Source organism: Pseudoalteromonas sp. ND6B (assembly GCF_000764215.1).
Taxonomy (GTDB): domain Bacteria; phylum Pseudomonadota; class Gammaproteobacteria; order Enterobacterales; family Alteromonadaceae; genus Pseudoalteromonas; species Pseudoalteromonas tetraodonis.
This window is the reverse complement of the sequence record NZ_JQFL01000057.1, coordinates 70,268-87,355: the sequence shown is the minus strand read 5'-3', so window position 1 is coordinate 87,355 and position 17,088 is coordinate 70,268. Positions and strand designations below refer to the sequence as shown.

17 protein-coding genes are annotated in these 17,088 nt (G+C 39.9%); 7 read left to right on the top strand and 10 right to left on the bottom strand.

Going from position 1 to position 17,088, the window contains the following annotated elements:
- Positions 1-130: 130 nt before the first annotated feature.
- Positions 131-370: an RNA recognition motif domain-containing protein gene (locus ND6B_RS06430; protein ID WP_008109433.1), complete on the top strand. Its 240-nt coding sequence runs from the start codon at positions 131-133 to the stop codon at positions 368-370.
- Positions 371-475: 105 nt separating this feature from the next.
- Here the strand turns inward: ND6B_RS06430 and ND6B_RS06435 are convergent, their stop codons facing one another.
- The 5 genes from ND6B_RS06435 to ND6B_RS06455 form a co-directional block, all read right to left on the bottom strand.
- The gene (locus ND6B_RS06435; RefSeq protein ID WP_016898952.1) at positions 476-1,549 is read right to left on the bottom strand and encodes a phosphotransferase enzyme family protein; all 1,074 of its coding nucleotides are present in this window, start codon (positions 1,547-1,549) and stop codon (positions 476-478) included.
- A gap of 475 nt (positions 1,550-2,024) precedes the next feature.
- On the bottom strand, positions 2,025-2,900 hold the full coding sequence (locus tag ND6B_RS06440) for a nucleotidyltransferase family protein (protein WP_033103792.1): 876 nt from the start codon (positions 2,898-2,900) through the stop codon (positions 2,025-2,027).
- A 15-nt stretch (positions 2,901-2,915) separates the two neighbouring features.
- On the bottom strand, positions 2,916-3,365 hold the full coding sequence (locus tag ND6B_RS06445) for a flavodoxin (protein ID WP_013465361.1): 450 nt from the start codon (positions 3,363-3,365) through the stop codon (positions 2,916-2,918).
- On the bottom strand, positions 3,366-4,130 hold the full coding sequence (truC, locus tag ND6B_RS06450; RefSeq protein WP_013465362.1) for a tRNA pseudouridine(65) synthase TruC: 765 nt from the start codon (positions 4,128-4,130) through the stop codon (positions 3,366-3,368).
- On the bottom strand, positions 4,123-4,443 hold the full coding sequence (locus tag ND6B_RS06455; protein WP_013465363.1) for a YqcC family protein: 321 nt from the start codon (positions 4,441-4,443) through the stop codon (positions 4,123-4,125). The genes truC and ND6B_RS06455 overlap by 8 nt, the downstream gene beginning before the upstream one ends.
- Before the next feature lie 103 nt (positions 4,444-4,546).
- Here ND6B_RS06455 and ND6B_RS06460 point away from each other — a divergent pair, with 103 nt between their 5' ends.
- Positions 4,547-5,575, top strand: coding sequence for a DUF3549 family protein (locus ND6B_RS06460; RefSeq protein ID WP_033103791.1), 1,029 nt, complete (start codon positions 4,547-4,549; stop codon positions 5,573-5,575).
- On the top strand, positions 5,576-5,875 hold the full coding sequence (locus ND6B_RS06465; RefSeq protein WP_013465365.1) for a DUF3301 domain-containing protein: 300 nt from the start codon (positions 5,576-5,578) through the stop codon (positions 5,873-5,875). It begins immediately after the preceding gene.
- Positions 5,876-6,472: 597 nt separating this feature from the next.
- On the opposite strand, the gene ND6B_RS06470 is transcribed toward ND6B_RS06465, so the two are convergent.
- Positions 6,473-7,129 carry a GNAT family N-acetyltransferase gene (locus ND6B_RS06470; protein ID WP_013465366.1) on the bottom strand — a complete coding sequence of 219 codons (657 nt, stop codon included), beginning with the start codon at positions 7,127-7,129 and terminating at the stop codon, positions 6,473-6,475.
- 295 nt (positions 7,130-7,424) lie between these two features.
- Between ND6B_RS06470 and ND6B_RS06475 the strand changes: the two genes are divergently transcribed.
- From ND6B_RS06475 to ND6B_RS06485, 3 genes are all read left to right on the top strand, one after another.
- Positions 7,425-7,661 carry a DUF2789 domain-containing protein gene (locus ND6B_RS06475; protein WP_013465367.1) on the top strand — a complete coding sequence of 79 codons (237 nt, stop codon included), beginning with the start codon at positions 7,425-7,427 and terminating at the stop codon, positions 7,659-7,661.
- A 97-nt stretch (positions 7,662-7,758) separates the two neighbouring features.
- Positions 7,759-8,025, top strand: coding sequence for a hypothetical protein (locus ND6B_RS06480; protein WP_024601586.1), 267 nt, complete (start codon positions 7,759-7,761; stop codon positions 8,023-8,025).
- Positions 8,026-8,038: 13 nt separating this feature from the next.
- The gene (locus tag ND6B_RS06485; protein WP_033103790.1) at positions 8,039-8,812 is read left to right on the top strand and encodes a Zn-ribbon-containing protein; all 774 of its coding nucleotides are present in this window, start codon (positions 8,039-8,041) and stop codon (positions 8,810-8,812) included.
- A gap of 56 nt (positions 8,813-8,868) precedes the next feature.
- Here ND6B_RS06485 and syd read toward each other — a convergent pair whose 3' ends face one another.
- The gene (gene syd / locus ND6B_RS06490) at positions 8,869-9,408 is read right to left on the bottom strand and encodes a SecY-interacting protein (protein ID WP_013465370.1); all 540 of its coding nucleotides are present in this window, start codon (positions 9,406-9,408) and stop codon (positions 8,869-8,871) included.
- A 59-nt stretch (positions 9,409-9,467) separates the two neighbouring features.
- Here syd and queF point away from each other — a divergent pair, with 59 nt between their 5' ends.
- Complete coding sequence (gene queF / locus ND6B_RS06495; RefSeq protein WP_013465371.1) at positions 9,468-10,313, top strand: NADPH-dependent 7-cyano-7-deazaguanine reductase QueF; 846 nt, start codon at positions 9,468-9,470, stop codon at positions 10,311-10,313.
- A 43-nt stretch (positions 10,314-10,356) separates the two neighbouring features.
- Here queF and ND6B_RS06500 read toward each other — a convergent pair whose 3' ends face one another.
- The 3 genes from ND6B_RS06500 to ND6B_RS06510 all read right to left on the bottom strand — a co-directional run bounded on the left by ND6B_RS06500 (position 10,357) and on the right by ND6B_RS06510 (position 16,946).
- On the bottom strand, positions 10,357-11,241 hold the full coding sequence (locus tag ND6B_RS06500; RefSeq protein WP_033103789.1) for a peptidylprolyl isomerase: 885 nt from the start codon (positions 11,239-11,241) through the stop codon (positions 10,357-10,359).
- Positions 11,242-11,532: 291 nt separating this feature from the next.
- Entirely contained in the window at positions 11,533-15,219 is a 3,687-nt protein-coding gene (tamB, locus tag ND6B_RS06505) for an autotransporter assembly complex protein TamB (RefSeq protein WP_033103788.1), read from the bottom strand.
- The gene (locus tag ND6B_RS06510) at positions 15,219-16,946 is read right to left on the bottom strand and encodes an autotransporter assembly complex protein TamA (protein WP_033103787.1); all 1,728 of its coding nucleotides are present in this window, start codon (positions 16,944-16,946) and stop codon (positions 15,219-15,221) included. The genes tamB and ND6B_RS06510 overlap by 1 nt, the downstream gene beginning before the upstream one ends.
- Positions 16,947-17,088: the final 142 nt, after the last annotated feature.

The following is a 17,088-nucleotide window of genomic DNA, read 5'->3' as shown; positions in this document are numbered from 1 at the left end:
ATTAACAAAAAGCTGCCAACGAGCAGCTTTTTTTGTTTATGGGTGTTATTTTCAGCAAATGTAAAATAAAGTTAGGCTAAAGCGGGGTTACTTGAGATAATTACCGCTGATACCCTTAATTAGGTTCATTATGAAACTATTAGTTCGCAACTTATCTCGTGCTACCACTGAGCATGAGCTTCGTACTTTATTTACAGCGCACGGTAAAGTGACCACCTGTAACTTAGTACTCGATAAAGAAACTGGCCAATCAAAAGGTTTTGCTTTTGTAGAAATGCCAAACGACATTGAAGTTAAAGGCGCTATTAAAGCCCTTAATCAAACAACCGTTGATAAAAGCAAAATCCGCGTAAAACTAGCCGATGCTTAATAACGATTGAGGGGTTGGAAGTTTATACGTATTTTCAGCGTTTAACCTCGCTTTATATTGCTCAAAGCTTAGCTTTAACACTTTGAGCAATATAACCAATTGGGCTTATATCTGAGTTAACATCGCCTTTAATACCTGCTGCTTACTTACTATATCCCTGTACAACGCAAATTGATTTTTTGCGCGATCTAAATTGTGTCTCTCATATTTAACACTAAAGTAATTATCGCCGTCTATATAGTCGGTTAAAAAGCGTAAGCCAATCATAAAAGGCATTACTTTAGCACCTAACCAAAAGCTTTGTTTTTCTGCGGCCGTTAATACTGACTTTAATGGTTCAACGTAACCTTTAACAATTGCTGCAAAAATGTCTTCACGAACACCTACTTTTTCAAGCGCTGTTGAATCTTCTTGCTCTGCAGAGCAGAATGTTCTGACCATATCGCCAAAGTCATTAAGCCAATAACCTGGCATACAGGTGTCTAAATCAATCACCGCTTTTGCATCATTTGAATCTGAACAAAATAGCATGTTGTTTATTTTAGTATCGTTATGACACACGCGAATAGGGACTTTTCCAGCTAATGCATTGAGCTCATCAATGAGTGAGAACTGCGACAAGCAAAAATCAACCTCCTCCTGACAATGAGCTACACGTTTATGAGGATCGGCGTTAATAACTTGCTTAAAAACCTCTGCACGCATGGCTAAATTATGAAAGTTAGGGATAACTGCATGTAATTTGTTAGCGTCAAAATCCTCTAATGCTGCAGCAAATTGGCCAAATGCATTAGCCGCGGTTTGCGCTTGGCTAACAGTATTAACCACATCTTCGCTGTAACTGCCACCAATAAACTCAAGGGCTCGCCAAGTATCGTTATTATTATTTACTAAATAGTCATGCTGAGTTGTTGCTACATGCCGCACAATTGCTAAGTTGAACTCACCGACTTGCTGCTTTTTGCTTAAGTGTCGTTCTATTAATCTTGCATTATCAACAAGTAACTGTGGTTTTGGGAATACCACCGTATTGAGCTTTTGTACAACCAATGACCGCTTAGGTGTGCTCAATAACATGGTAGTATTGATATGCCCACTACCAATGGGTTTTATACTCGCATGCTTATCGTCAAGGCCAAAATTCTCAGATAAGTAAACTTCTATAGGAATTGAATTCATTTTCTACTTCACTCTTTTCGCCCAAGGCGACAATAATTTATATCAATTGCATTAGGGTCTATTGACCTTTCAAGGTTAAATTTGCAGCAGCCTGTTTGGTATTTAGGCAAGGCAGAGCCTATGTGGTGTGGTTATTCCCCATAAATAGGCGATAACGCAGCATCAATGCCAAACAGGCGCTGCCCGAAGGATTCTGCCTAGGAGCGATTTACTCTTTGTTGCTCGGTTTTTACTTAGCCCACTAGGTTACAAACCTCGCGCCGCAATTAAACCGCCCCTAGTTTGAACAAATTGTAATCCGCAAAGGTCAACAGACCCTAAATTAGTGAACGATTACAGCGACAAGGAAATAACGCGATAGCAAGGCGAAAATTATGATACATAGTTGTTCTATATAAATAATTTTTAACGCAGGAAGCGGGTTATTTAATACGCTAGATTGATCATATTTTTAATAAAATTGCTATTAACACCTTTACGCTTGACGCAATGCGCACAAAGTAGCCGCAATGCTTGTCAGTTCTGATTTATAGGTAACACCAAACCAAGGCTCTTTTGCAGTGTATACAAATACAGGCTGTGCTTTTACATTAATCGCTTGCTGGATTTGATCAGGTAAGTAATATTCTTGCTGAGTATTAGCGTTATATTGCTGTAAAAACGTCTCAAAACCTTGTTGCAAATAATCAAAAAAGCACGGCGTGATCCCCCAAAAACTCATAGATCCTAGCGCATCTCGGCTAATTTTTTCACGCAAGCCCTGCGGATTATTTCCAACAATATGTGCAGACTCTTTTTGAATATTTAAATATTCCGTCACTGCAACAAGCCTTCCATCAGCAATACTACATACTCCGCGATTAACCCCACCGTGTTCAGAGAGGGTGTTGATAATCGGGTACCCCACCATTGCCCATTCGGGGCTATTTTTAAAATGCTCACTAAGCAATAAAAATGAAGACGCACCATAATAGTCATCTGCGGTAATAACAATTGCAGGGTTGTTAATATATGCTTTGGCACACAGTAACGCATGCCCTGTGCCCCATGGTTTTATACGTTGCTGTGATAGTGCTTTGTATGCATCAGGAACAAGCGCGTTATGTTGCTCTACTAATACCACGTCAAGGGCTTTTGGTAAGCGAGGTAAAATAGTGTTTTCTATCTCACTGCGAACGGCTTGATTGATGATCAGTACAACCTGTGTCACACCGGCGCGATACGCATCAGTAATGCTTAACTCCATAATCGTGCAATTTAGCCCAGGTATTTCTGCTATTTGTTTATTGCCACCAAAGCGACTACCTAAGCCACCCGCAAGCACAACCAAACTCAGTTTATGTTTTTTCATTTAGAGTCTGCGCATTTATGAGGGTAATTTACCAAGCCAAGCTTGCAACCAAGGCTCAGTTACCGGCCATGGCTCAAAGTCTTCACAGGCATCGATTTCTAGTCGGTTACCAACAGGTTTAGCTTGTAAATCACGTAGTAGCTCATCAAAGCTGCGCCCTGCCCCACAAAACGTATCACCGTAACTTCTATCACCCATGGCAACAATACCAAAAGGCTTGTCTGTTAGCATTGGAAAAGTACTATTTAATTGATGATAAAGATCCGCTAAATTATCAGGAATATCGCCTTGCCCAGTGGTCGAGGTAACAATTAAAATATGCGAAGCATTTTTTATATCATCTAAAGTAGGCTGCTCGAAGACACTAACCTGATGACCAGCTTGCTCTAGCGTGTCGCTAACTTGCTCACTTAATCGCTCTGCACCGCCATACACGCTGCCAACAAAAATACTAATATGTGCCATTTAATAATCCTCTTCTTGTTCTGGCCACCCCAGCTGTTTGCAAATGTTTAACATTGCATCACCCAGCGGCGCTTTAATTGTTATGGGTTCATTATTGTAAGGGTGCACAAAGCTAAGCTCTGATGCAAACAACATTAGACGGCGAAGCGAAAAATGCTCCCTAAAAAACTGATTATGCTGGTTATCGCCATGATTTACATCACCAATAATAGGTAAAGACAAGTGCTTTAAATGCCGGCGTATTTGATGTTTGCGACCCGTTTTAGGAAAACACTCTACCAAAGAATAACGAACCGTTGGGTATTTTCCTATTGGGATAGGCAGCGCAGCTTGATGCAAACAATTAAATTGGGTTTGTGCTTCTTGCGCGGCTTTGTCTTGATCAGCAAACTTATCGGCTATTTTGTCGAGTTCTTCTTTTAACGGTTTATCTAAAAAAACAGATTCAGGCGCAAACCCGCGTACCAACGCTAAATAACGTTTTGTTATTGTGCCCTCAATAAATAATTGATTCATATCACGCGCCGCCTCTGAGCTTAATGCAAACAGTAATACACCCGAAGTAGGCCTATCAAGACGGTGAACAGGAAACACATGTTGCCCTATTTGATCGCGCAGCATTTGCATTGCAAATTGAGTTTCATGTTTATCTAAAAATGAGCGATGAACAAGTAGCCCAGAGGGTTTATCTATTGCTACATAATTTTCATCTTGATAAAGAATCGACAGTTCGCCGTATTCAATAGGCTCTGGGCGCTCACTCATTAGGCTCTCCTAAATATGAATCTAATTGGGTCAGTAAAGCGATAATGTCTTCGCTGCCTGATTTATCAGTGAGTGTCATTTGCGCCATCGGGGCGACTGCAAAATTGCGCGGTAACGGCTGCTTGTTGTCAATTAGCCGCTGTAACTTTTCAATAAATACAAACTGCAACCATTGTTCAAATGCCAGTGTATCGTGACAAAACGGTACGCTAGAATCTAATAAATCGGGATTCAGTGGCTCAACCTGCCACAGTTGATGCTTTTTAAGTAGCGCCGCTAATTGCTGTAAATATATGTGGGTTTGCTGGTACATAATCACCCTTTGGTCTGTGTATTATGCAATTATACCCTGTTCCCACAACAGTCGCTATGGCGTATAATTAATGTAATTTTGTAGTAAAAACAGTTGGAAATCCATGAGTGAACATATAGCTACGTTAGGCCAGCTTTTAGATGGTGCAGGCACTCAATGGCGTGCTTTTGATATTGGCAGGCACATTACCAAGCTTGATAAACAACAATTTTTAGCCGTTGAACAAGCGCAAATTCCTTACCCTTACCCATTAGCAGGTCATGCATGGTTAGCGATTCAGTTTTGGGATAGCAAAGCCAGTAAAGAACCCTATGTGTGGTTCTTAAAATTCCCACTTGATGAGCAAAGTAAGTTAGTAAGCGCGAGCCGTGATCACTTTGCAGATATGGTTATTCAGGCACTAGGAACAGAAATTACCGGCGAGCAAGCCGATGGCACACTCGATAACAACCCTTATGTATTTACTCCGAACGCGAATAAATTAGCGGCGTTTAATGCACAAGTTAAAGTGTTGCTAAAGCAACCAGCGTCGCAATACTACGAGCACGCCCAACTCTACTTTAGTGGCCAAATTGGCTTTGATAATTGGCAAAATGTCGCGTTACAAGGCATTGCCGATTTTGCTTATCGTCTTCATAGTGCTGATAACTTAAAGCACTTACAAGCAGCGTGGCCTAAATTACCAGTTGAAGTATTACAGCCATTAAGTGCAATGCTTGAACACATCGAAATACCGCCCTCGTTAAGTGAGTTATTGTTAAGTTATGGGCAAAACGCCCTTAGTAATAATGATGTTGTTGCGGCCTCTGCCGCGCTGCGTGCAATATCATCAGGGCAAGCAGCAGGGCTTAGCGCACAACTTGTTGACTGCGCGCTTAACTCACCTTTAGGGCAAGATTCTGATATTTTGTTGACCATTGCTGGTCGCTGCTTCAAACAGTTAGAACAGCCACAGCGTTTACATGTGTTTATGGATAACTGTGCGCATCATGAGAAAATAGCTGAATTATTTCCTAGCGTTTTTGCAGATTTAGTTGCAATTGCGACTATTCGCCCTCACTTATTAGCTTTATTACGTGAAGAAAACAGAAGCGAGACATTAGCTCGCGCAATTGGAAGGTTATTCTCTTAAATGGCTAGTTTATGGACGTTCATACTTATTGGTGCTGTAATTTATTTTTTTTGGCTAAATCGTAAAATAGCCGAAGCAGCGAACGTTCATGCCAAACGCCAAAGCGAGCAATTGCAAGTGCAACTTATGAGTGTAGCTTGCAACAAGCGTCGATTTGGCATTTTAAAAAGTGGTAAACCGGGCATGAAAAGCGAATTTATTTTTGAGTTTTCAAGTGACGGTGAAAACGCCTACCAAGGGGTATTAATCATGGAAGATGAAAAACTAAAAAGTGTGGTTGTGCCACCACATAGAATATAATTTCTTAGCACAAAAAACTAAGGCGTAACCTCAGTTACGCCCCAATTGCAAACATCCTGTAAGGTATCCTTTACCTATTCCCTGTTTATCATCCTCTGAACGAGCAAACTACCGTGTTTACTCTCCATTGCATCCTGCAATATCCACTTGCCGCCTTGGCTATCCTGCGTAAACTAACGCTCCTGCAATTTCCTATCGCATCATCCTTGGTGTCCTTTAAATAGCTCCCAGCTATTTTAGTACTCCGTGTACTTCCTGTTTCATCCCTGCATCCGTGTTAACTTGTCCTTTGTGCTTCCTGCTAGTAACTACTTAGTTGCCTGATTCCTTACCCGTGGCAGTAGCTCAATCATTGGGCTATGTCGTCTTGACAAAGTAAAGTTTAAAGCAAACGGCTTAGTATGATAGTGAGGAAAACAAAAAAAATTACGGTCATAAAATTGAAAAATAAAAATAACTATAAATAACAATAGCTTGATGTTTTTAAGAAGATAAAATACGGAGTTAAACTGACAAGGCGCACGTTAATGTAAGATATATCTCACGTAAGTGCGCCCTATTTGGAACATTGGCTTACATAATCACAATTCTAAACACCTAGCCTTGTACAGATAGAGCAGCTTTAAAAAGTAATTCACCTTTAACTCGGTTAAATGTGAGCTGCTTAAAGTGCTCAAAGCCTTGTGATTTAAAAAATTGCGTATGTTCGTCACGAGTCACAAATACCGCTATACCAGAGGACTCAGGATTGTCATGTAATAAACCATCTAAGCCTTTAAGTAATTGGCGGCCAAACCCTTGACCATGAAAATGTGGGTCAACGGCGATAAACGCTAAAAAGTAGTAATTGCCTTGCGGCTTTAGTGCATCACGAATAGTTTTTTCTTTTTCAATTAATTGATTCGTTTGCAAATAACCGGCACTTAACATCAACTTTAATCGCCAATGCCAATAACGCTCTGCTTGAAGTTGGCTACTTGACTCAAATACACAAGCAACTGCTTTTAACTTATCGTTACGGTAAAGGCCAATTAAAGGCTGTTTTTCTTGCCAAAAGCTACTGAGCTCTTCGCGAATAAGCGCACGGAGTTTTTTTTCATAGTCCAGAGGGCTTTTTTCGTTATACCCTAGCAGAGTTTGTAAAATAGGGTCATTTTGGTAGGCCTGATATATAAGACTTGCAGCGGTACTGATATCTTCTGGTGCAATATGTTGCACGCTAAACGTGTCTGTGGATTCTGCTGTGGCTGTCATTTTATTTCCTTTATTATTTTATACCCTTTGTCATTACGCCGCGTAACTTGTTTGGGATTAATTTTGAACTACAACGATGACCAAATGCTCATATAACTATATACCTAAGTGGGACAAATAAGCGAATTTACATTTTAGTTAGTACGCTCACCCACTGCATTGAGTCAGATCATGCTTTAGCGACTTACTACTGAGTAAATAAAGCGTAAATTCAGTAAGGGTTAAACTGGCTAGATATATCATTCCCCCCTAGAGTTAATAAGTATTAAGTATTAATTCATTAAGGAGCACGATTATGGATACGACTAAGCACGACATAAATACATTGTTCGCACAATTAGGGTTACCTAATACAGAAGCAGAAATAGATGCGTTTATTGCATCGCATGCCATTTCGGATACCACATTATTGCAAGATGCTCCCTTTTGGGATGAAGCCCAACAACACTTTATTGCTGAATCGCTGGCGGTTGATGGCGATTGGAGTGAGGTAATTGACGAACTCGACTCTCGCCTTCGTCAAAATAATTAAATCGCACATTTTAATGTGTCTGAGCCACTTTATTGTTACCATACCTGCTCGCAACTTCCATGTTGCGAGCTTACTTTATTAAAGAGTTATAAATCGAATGAATGCTGCTGTATTTGAAGCTATTAAAGTCCTTCTTGATGAAGGCAAAGTCCCCACTGTTGCACTAACTAAAAGCCGTTTAGTAAAACCACTTCCTATGCCGGTTATTATTGCGGCAGTGAGTCAATATAAAAATAATCCCGATTCAATTTATAATTTAATGAAAACACCCGAGCAAGCAAGTAACTCAGATCCTAAAAACACTCAGTTAGATAGAATTGAGCAAAAACTTGACCGATTACTTGCTTTGCTAGAGCAAAAATAATTTGAGACTATAAATGTTTGTTGTTGATTTAACATTTGATTGCTACCAAGACACAACCCTAGAGCAAGCCGAGCAGGCAATAAACCGCTTAGTGAATGCATTACGCTTTAATGGCCAAATCATTGGAGAGGAATTTCCAACGGTTTTAAAAGATGGCTATTTTATTACTCGTGTAATGTGCCCGACCGAAGACTCCATGCACCCACTTAATAACAGTGCGTTTGTTAAACACAGTGTTGAAAAGCTTCATGGCGCTGGTTTGCTTGCTCCCAAAGTAAAGGTCATCGGCCAAGATATTCACTCCAATGGTGCCGATGGCTGTAAAGAGCCATCAAGCTATATTTTATATACCACCTATGTGCATACATGTAGCCCACTGTATTGTGGCGATGACTTTTTACCCGTGCCGCTATTTAATATTCCTGCGATTGCTAATGGTGACTATAAAACACTAATTAAATGGCAAGAAGATTGGCAAGCGTGCGATCAAATTCAAATTAATGGTGCAACACGCTGTGAATTTCCAGCGCTTGAAGAAATAGCCAGCACCCAAAGTGATTTATACCGCCGTGGTAAAGATATAACTAAACGGATTAGTTTTTTAACTAAAAAGCCTGTTTACTATTATTTATACCGTGTGGGGGGGGTTGATAAAGCCTCTGAACTTGAGCGTAAATGCCCGAGTTGCCATGGTGAATGGAAATTACCCGAGCCTTGGTTTGGCTTGTTTGATTTTAGGTGTGAACCGTGTGGTATAGTCTCTAATATTTCGTGGGATTTTCAATAAATCCCACACTTAAGGTGCTATGTCTAAAAACATCACACCTTAAAACTACCTTATAATTATACTGTCAACGATGCTATAAATTCACTGAGGTTTTTGGCAAGTACATGATGTGGTTTTTTACCTACATACTCTAGGCACACCTCACCTGTTTCTACTAATACGGTAACAAGCAAATCGTCTTGGTCGGTTAACCCAATAAATACACTTGGCGCTTGTTTGAGTTTACGTTTCATTAAAACATGACCGGTGATATTTTGTTGCAGTAGGTCAAAATCATCTTCATTCCATGCTTGTAATAATTCCACTTGATGTCCGTCAATATTGGCTACAACACTGCCAGCAAACATATGACCATAAAATTGACTCAACGCCTCTGGAAACTCAAGCTCCAATGCGTTAGCGAGATCGGTTAATGAACCTGAAGGCTCTCTAACTATCGCTTGCCATTGGATCATACCATGTTCATCGGCGCTACCTATTTCACATGGGCTTGGCCATTGCTCATCGTGGACGATTAATGGGCGCTTTTGTGTATTAGTAATCGTTTGTTGGCTAAATTTTTCGTGAAGTTGAGCTAATTGCATTGCAACAGACATACTGTGAAACTCATTTAATTTATATATAATGCCCCCATTGTAACTATTTAAGAGCAAACATGACAGATTACAGCAATTCTCCTGATCTTAAAGGCAGCGTACTTGGTCAATCTACTGAGTATGTCGATCAATACACGCCCAGCTTGCTTTTTCCTATTGCTCGCAAGCTTAATCGTGATTCATTAAGTATTGATGAAACTGCGCTGCCGTTTAAAGGCCAAGACATATGGACAGGTTACGAACTGTCTTGGTTAAATACTAAAGGTAAGCCTCAAGTTGCGGTGGCATTGTTTACTTTCGAATGTCAAAGTAGTCATATTATTGAATCAAAGTCGTTTAAGCTTTATTTAAACAGCTTTAATCAAAGCCGTTTTGGGAGTATTGAAATTGTTAAACAACATTTAATTGACGACTTATCCAATGCGGTAAACAGCCCTGTAAAGGTAACCTTATACAGCGCTGATGACTACAATTGTATTCCTTGCACACCACTGCCAGGTGAGTGTATAGATGAGTTAGATATTGAGATAGATAACTACCATATTGATGCCCATTCACTTAAATCACAAAGCAATAAAATAGTCACCGAAACTTTGCATAGCCACTTGCTTAAGTCTAACTGTTTAATTACTTCACAACCGGATTGGGCGAGTATTATTATTCGCTATACCGGTGAGCAAGTTTGTCGTGAGTCATTATTACGCTATTTAATTTCATTTAGAACTCACAATGAGTTTCATGAGCAATGTGTGGAACGTATTTACAGCGACTTAACCACTCAACTCCATATTAAAAAACTTGAAGTATACGCTCGTTATACGCGCCGTGGTGGGCTTGATATAAACCCATATCGCTCAACACATTATAACGAAACCCCATTTGCGGTAAAAATAAACCGACAATAAGTGTCGCGTTACCTTAACAAAAAAGGAGCCTGAGGCTCCTTTTTTAGTCATTAAGTTGCTTAGTTGGCACCGCCATGCCACACACATCAATATAATTATGGCTGTACGCAAACCATTCCTCGCTGCGGTTACCCCTAGCAATAATTAATTGTTTGAATGAATCAGAGTCTGTTTTCATTACTTTAAATTGACTGCTATCGTCTGCTACATCCGCTAATACTTGTAGATCTGTAATGGGGTTAAACTCGGTATTCTCAGTTGGCGTTCGCGCTAGCTGATGAAAATGTGCCATGCCTTTAAGCACCCGACCAAACACGGTAATATTTTTGTCTAAATAACGCGGCCCTTGACCTATGGTGACAAAAAACTCACTGCTGGCACTGTTTATATCGTTATCGCGCGCCATTGCAAATATGCCATGACAATGGACTTGCCACGTTTGTGTATGCGCTTGGTTTTGTGCAACCGCAAAGCCACCTAAAAACCCCGTTACGGGTGCATAACCATCACTGCCCATCTCGGTTATTGAAAGTGGCTCAGTGGTGGTTAAATAAAATTCCGCTGGCACCGTGCTATGTTTAGTTTTGGCTAACTTTTTACCCGTACTATCGCCACCTTGAGCTACAAACCCTTCAACAAAACGGTAAATGTGAGTACCTTGATAAAAGCCTTGTCTTGCCAGTTTTTTAATATTCGCAGTGTGTTTAGGCGCAAGTTTGGGGTTAAGCTCAATATATGCGGCGCCTGTGGGCAGGGTTAACTTTAGAATATTCTCTGATTCGACCCATCGCCATTCATCATCTTTAGCCGCCGCAATAATCTCACTGCTTGTTAGCTTTTTAGCCGATGAGGCTGATGATTGAGTACTTTGCTGGGCACACCCACCTAACAAGGCCGACACTAAAAGGGTCACTACACACTTTTTCATACCTTTCCTTTTTTATTGTTATCTATTAGGGTCTGTTGACCTTTCAAGGTTAAATTTGCAGCAGCCTGTTTGGTATTTAGGCAAGGCAGAGCCTATGTGGTGTGCTTATTCCCCATAAATAGGCGATAACGCAGCATCAATGCCAAACAGGCGCTGCCCTTCGGGTTCTGCCTAGGGGCAATTTACTCTTTGTTACTCGGTTTTTACTTAGCCCACTAGGTTACAAACCTCGCGCCGCGATTAAACCGCCCCTAGTTTGAACAAATTTTAATCCGCAAAGGTCAACAGACCCTAGTCCCAATCAAACTTATACAGTATGTCTACGTTTTGGTATAAGCCACTGGTTATTTCTATGTATAGTTTAGAGAGTAACTGGTAGCGCACAGCCACTTCACTGAGTGAGTCGAATACCCCGACACTGTACTTAACCTGTAAGCTTGGGGCTATATAACCTGATATCTCTACTTTTGTTTGCTCACCACTGCCTTTAGAGCTTAAGCTTACATCAGATAAACCAAAGGTTTCACCCACCTTAGAAACCACTCCCTCACTGCGACTCACACCTTGAGAAAGTAATAACTGAGTTAACATAGCATCTGTAGAGCTGTCGCCCTCTCCTAATGGTTGCCCATTGAGTAAATAGGCTAAGGCTTGGGCTTGATCCATCGCAGGCTCAGAAAATACTTTTAACGTAGGTTGCTCAACACTGCCGGTTAAAGTCACCCCGGCAATCACACCATCAGCGGTATTATCTGGGTTACGAATCGCTTTAATGTTGAGATACGGTTTGTCGATTGCGCCACTAAAACCTACTTGCCCTGTTCTAATTATCAAGTCTTGCCCGAAGGCTAAATACGTCCCTTCTATTAAATTAAGCTCTCCGGTTGCAATAATTGGCGTACCTTGGCTCATTTTAAGCGCTAAATCACCAGTTACTTTAGACTTGAGTCCAAACGATTCGACTTTTACATCATTTTTTACTGTTACTTTTAAGTCTATATCGTAATCAAAAGGGACTTTTTTAGCCTCTTGTGTTTTTTGATCAATAATTATTTCATCATCGCTTACTTGCACTGCGCCCTCGGGCAACTCTTCAATTTCTATACGCCCATAAGGTACAACCACTTCACCAACAAGGTTAAGCGCGTTATCTGCTATGCCGATTTTTAGATCGGGTGATACTTTAAATATCACACCCTGCTGCGCTCTAACAAAAAACTCATTGCCAACAACTGCAACATTAACCGCGGGTTGCTCACCTTGCCAATCAACATCACCGGTAAGTTTAACTTGCCCGCCTTGAGGATCACTTAAGTTACCTTTAATCGTTGCCGTGGTTTTATTAAATAAAATATGTATATTAGAGTCTTTAAGTGCAACGGGTAATTGCTCTCCCTCTAAATTAATGTCTGCTATCTTAAGCTCACCATCTAACTGAGGATCTTTGAGCGTTCCTGCTAATGTAACCTGTCCGCTGATTGCCCCTTTAAGTTGCTCAAGCGTATCTAAAAATGGCTGAATGTCTGAGAGTAAAATTTTATCTATATTAACGTTACCAGAGAGTGTTTGTGTGTTTTGAATGTCGTCAATATTTATATCGGTAGCTATTTTACCTAGCACACTGGATGCCAAGTTAGCTTTAATTTTACCAACTTGCGAATCTGAAAAAGCACGAATACTGAGTGTTTCTATTGGGAGTTTAAATCGATCCTCTTCTGAGGTTAGCACTGCATTTAATCCATTAGAATTTACATTAGCTCTGAGTGTTTTAAGTGCACCTGACTGCCAATTAGCAGCAAAATCACCTGTTAAGTCTCCGCGTGTGCGAATATTATCTGGTAATAAGTGCTTAAGCTCTGCAAGTGAGAGGTTAGCAAGCTTTGCATTAAACTGCCCTAGCGCTTTTGTTTGCGACAAGGTATCTATACACAACTTACTTTGAGCTGATTGCCAACAATGAGCACTCACATTAAAATCCCCGTTTTGTGTATTCACCATAACGGATATTTTTTTAGTATTATTAAAACTCAGCTTTTTATCACTAAGGGTTATGTCACTTAGCTCACCATTCCAAATGGCATTTTTCATTTTGCCATTAAGCTCAAGTTCCACCGCGCCTTTTTCGGCATCAATCGACGCGCTAAGTTGATGATCTGTTTTATCACCACTGGCAGCTATGTTTATATTATTAATTTGCTGCCCAGCGACCAGTGCAGATGCAACATTAACACTGAGATCAGTTTGCCAATCAGCGGCCGTATCTAGTTGAGATTTTATAGCAAGTTTATTAATGTTTATCTCATTAAAAATAAAACGCTCTAGTATGACGGCTAAGTTAACCGAAGGGGTTAATCTATTGCCGCGTACTTTTAAATCCGCTTTACCGTTAGCAATAAAAGGAAGGTTAGCCTGCTCATCACTATTAAGTGTAATATCACCGTCAACTTGCCATGTATCATCTACCTGCCCATTCAAAGTTAACTTGTTAGCACCACTACTTAAATAAAAACTATCGATATCCGCTTTTAATTGATTATCTAACTTAAAGTTTGCAGCAAACTCTAAGGGAATGTTGTTTAAAAAGCCAGCTAGCTTAGTATTGTTCATTTGTAGCTGCCAGGTATCGGCTTGAGCGTTAAATACGCCTTTAAACGTCCCTGAAACATCACTGGTTAGGGCATCGGTTAAGTATTGCGCTTTTAAATTTGATAAAACGCCGGTAAAGTCCGCTTTAATTCCCTGTTGCCAATCAAGCTGTGCTTGAATATTCGCAGCGCTATCGTTAGTTTTTAAAGCAAGCGTTTCAAGCGTCGCGTTGGTTAGTGTGCCTTTTAGCTGAGCATTTAAATCTACACTTGGATAAGCATCTAGCTGAGTATTACCCGTTAAACTTAATTGATAGTCGTTAGCATTACCTTGGGCACTTAAATTGATCTTTTTAACCTTTAGCTCATTATTTTGTGTATTAATAAGCCATTGATTAATTTTGCCATTAACACTAAAGGGATAATTTTTCTGTTTGAGGTTGGCTGTTGCTCTCAAATTTAAAGGAAATAATCCTGTGGTATCAAGCGCAATGTTAAGCTTGGCTAGATCACCATTTATATCAAGAGTAGCTCCGTGTTCATTCCCTTTTAAGCTAATGTTGCCGTTAATAGGCATAGCCCCTTCCAGTGTTGCATCAAGCTGAGTATTTAACTGCCACTGCTGATAACCTGCCGATAGTGACTGTACCTTAATAGTGGCATCTTCTACGCTCATTTGCAGGGCAATATCATCAATTGAATAGTGTTGCTCGCCCTGATTTATTGTCACGTTGGTGATATTGAACTGCTCAACATTGATGTTAAGTGGCGAGATAAAATCGATATTGGGTAAAGCTGGTAATTTCTTAATAGCCGTTGTTGTTTGTTGATTAGCCGCTGCTTGTTGAGCTGCGGTTTGCTCTTTTAATACCACATTAATACGAGGAATGGTCAAGCGTTTAATTGTAACATCAGACCCTTCAGCCTTTGCCGACAATTGCAGAGTGTTAAGTGTTACATTTGCACTTGAATGATTTAAAATAAATTCATCAATAGCTAGATTTTTTAATGCAATATTAAAGGGTAAGGTTATTTTTTCTAATGCTTCGGTTGGCGTATCGTCTTTATTCTCAGCGCTTTTTGGCAAGGTTAATTTAATCGACTTAGCGCTTAAATTATCAATACAAATACCATCACATTGCCACCAAAATAAATCTATCTTTAGTTGCTGTGCATTAACGCTTACGCCATTTTGGTCAAACTGTAAGTTAAATGCGTCATTGTATAAAAATCGGCCATTTTTTATTTCAATGGTTAAGCCATCAACCAATTTATTCGCTGTATAAGCAAGCAATTGATTACCAGGGGCGGTAAACAAAACGCAAAACAGTGTAACTAACAGCGTTGCTAAAACGGCGCTAACTATCGCCGTTACTTTTTTAAATACTGACATTAAATTTCAGGCCCTATGGTAATACTTAAACGGGTACTTTTACTTTCTTTTGTGAGCCCCCACGCGTGATCAACTCTTATCGGACCAACCGGTGTTAAATAACGAAAACCAAATCCTGCACCTACTTCAAATTGTTCTGAAAAATCATTGGTTGCGGTCCCCCCATCAACAAACAGCGCAGCTCGCCAATTTTTAGCAAATTGGTAGTTGTATTCAACGGTACTCGCTAATAAATATTTACCACCAATACGCTCACCCTGCTCGTTTTGCGGAGAAATCGACTGATAAGCAAAACCCCTGACACTTTGATCGCCACCGGCATAAAATCGCAAAGAAAATGGCACGTTATTTATATCATTAACAATCATTGCGCCCACGTTTGCTTTTAAAAAGATCAGATGGCGGTCAAGGTAAGTACGTAACCAAGCATGCTGTAATTGAACTCTAACCAAATTGGTACTTGAGAGTACGCTATCGAGTCCAAACTCAGCTGAAATAGACCACTGCTCCCCCCAATAAGGTGTGGTGCCACCCTTTGATTGTTTACGCGCATAACTGATCCCAGGCATTAACATTTCACTTGTTTTTTCTTCGTCATCCCCTATGCGGTAGGTTTCTTGCTCACGCCTTAAAAAAGCCGTTCGTACCCATTTATGCTCAGTTAACCACTGGCGCTGTAACTGACCTGTTAGTATTTCACTGTAGGTTTCATTGGTTAATTCATCTTCCAACTTATAACCGACAGAAAAGCGCCATAAATCATCGTTCGGATCATTCACCGGCACGGTGTAAGCCATGGAAATATCTTGCTGTTTTTGAGAAACATTTAAATTGCTTTCAAGATAGTGCCCGTTATCGGTGATCCATGGTTTACTCCATTTAAAACGTACTTTCGGCCCTAAATCTGTACTAAAGCCACCACCAATTTCATAACTATTTTCTGGTTTATGTAACACATCCACTTTTATAGGAACTTGCTTGTTTTTTCTCGCTGTAATATCGGCGTAAACACGCACGCTCTTAAAATAAGGGGTACTTGATAAATCAAGATTATAATCGGCAATATAGGATGCTTTGTACGACTGACCCATTTTAAATGGCGCCAAAGAGCGGATATATTTTTCGGCTGGAGTATTTCTGGCAATTAAAATATCACCAAATTGATAACGAACTCCGCTATCAATAGTAAAAGTAATGGTTGCGCTGTGTTTTTTTAGTGATACTTCAAATTTTCTAACAGGCCATTTTGCATCGAAATATCCATACTCTAGCAACACTGACTCTATTTTTTTATGCGCGCTGCTATAAACCCCATGATTTAAAATATCACCTTGTTTTAAATTAAGATCTTCAATCGTTTTTTGAACGAACGGATCCTGTTTTGCTTCACCATTAATAGTTATATTAAGTGACTCAATACGTGTGGCTGGGCCTCGCTCTATATTTACAACAAGTTCGCGCTCGTCTTTATCAAAATCAATATTTACTACTGGACTGTAATAACCTAAGGCTTTGATACTGTTCTCAACTTGCGTTTTTGCATACCGACGAAGTGTACGGGTTGGTTTTTCACCAACAAGTTGTTTTAAATAAAGTGCAACGTTATTTTCTAAGTCGCCACTGATCCCTTTAATTTCATAATCTTCAATTATATTTTCAGAGGCAATAGAAGACAGGCTTACTAATAAGCAAAAAAAACAAAAAAACTTTAAAAGCTGATTGAACAAGTAAATATCCTTACTGTGGTATCCATAAAATAAACCGCTAAACAGAGATATACTACCATAGCCACAATGAGCCTAACATTAACTTAATCGCAATTAACACTCAAAGATGCAGTCAAAATTTAGTACGCGTTAACGGTTTATT